This is a genomic window from Mycobacterium sp. IS-1496 (assembly GCF_001499995.1).
Lineage (GTDB): Bacteria > Actinomycetota > Actinomycetes > Mycobacteriales > Mycobacteriaceae > Mycobacterium.
Window position 1 is genome coordinate 1 of sequence record NZ_LQIU01000064.1, and the last position, 1,310, is coordinate 1,310.

Consider the following 1,310-nt stretch of genomic DNA (forward strand, 5'->3'; position numbering starts at 1 on the left):
GGCGGTTTCAAGCGGTCGATGCAACAGCTGGTGGGTTGGACAGTAGTTGGTTGAGGGCTTCGGCCGGTGTTTTCCAGTTCAGTGTCTGGCGTGGTCGTCCGTTGAGTTCGGCGGCGACGTTGTCGAGGATGCCGGGACCGTGCAGGGAGAGGTCGGTGCCTTTGGGGAAGTATTGGCGCAGCAGCCCATTGGTGTTTTCGTTGCTGCCGCGTTGCCACGGTGAATGTGGATCACAGAAGTAGATGTCCAGATCTGCGGCCGCCGCGATGGCGAGGTGGTTGGCCATCTCCTTGCCTTGGTCCCACGTCAAGGACCGCCGCAGATGGTCAGGCAGCTCGCTCATCTTGGCCACGATGGCTTCCTGGACCGCGAGCGCGCCGTGGTTGTCGGGCAGATGGAGCAGCATCACGAAACGGGTGCTGCGCTCAACGAGGGTGCCGATCGCTGAGGCTGAGGCTGTGCTGCCCAGAATGAGGTCGCCTTCCCAGTGTCCGGGCACCGCGCGGTCGGCCACTTCGGCAGGACGCTCGCTGATCATGACCATGTTCGGGATGCGGCCACGACGTTCCTCGGGCCGATGCTGAGTGCGGCGCACCGCGCGTCTGGTGCGCAGGCACTGATGCAGCTCACGACGCAGGGACCCGCGCCCTTGGATGTAAAGGGCCTGGTAGATAGCCTCGTGCGACATCCACATCTCCGGATCGTCGGGGAACTCGTCACGAAGCCGCCGGGCGATCTGATACGGGCTATGACGTGACTCCAACCGAGTCTGCACCTCCTCGCGCAGCCTGTCATCGAGGGCCAATCGGCGAGCCTTGGGGCGACGGGCGTTCTCGGCGCTGCGATCGTGAGCCGACATCGCCCTATATCGCACCGTCGCGGTCAACCCGCTTTGCCGGGCACCGAACGCATGCTTGCGTCGATATCCCGATTTGCATCCGGTATAGCGGTTACGCAGCTCGCAGTTGTTGTCGATTTCGCGCTTGACTGTCGACACCGCCCGGCCCAGCCGGCGAGCCATCGAATTCAATGACTCACCCGCATGGACACCGGCCTGGATCTCGATACGTTCCTCGAAGGTCAACCGCGGCCGCGGGCCGGGCGCCTTCGGCGGGCGATTAGCTGGTTTCACGCCGCCAGCCTCACGGAACCACCGTTGCCCACAGCGCTCCGACACGCCCACGGCGACACCGGCCTCACCCGGACTAAGGCCCTGCCTGACGCACTCCCAAAACGCTGGCATCCTCGACCGCAACACACGATTCGAACCCACAACACTCCTCAATCAGAAGGGTGTTGCATCGACCGCT

At 63.8% G+C, this 1,310-nt stretch carries 1 protein-coding gene; it reads right to left on the bottom strand.

The annotated features are described in order from the left end of the window. Positions 1–7: 7 nt before the first annotated feature. Entirely contained in the window at positions 8–1,243 is a 1,236-nt protein-coding gene (locus AU195_RS25450) for an IS30 family transposase (RefSeq protein ID WP_082703169.1), read from the bottom strand. Between the last annotated feature and the right edge of the window lie 67 nt (positions 1,244–1,310).

Bases quoted from the DNA above. Each gene is read 5' to 3' on its own strand.
- AU195_RS25450 (WP_082703169.1), bottom strand. From the start codon at position 1,243: ATGCCAGCGTTTTGGGAGTGCGTCAGGCAGGGCCTTAGTCCGGGTGAG.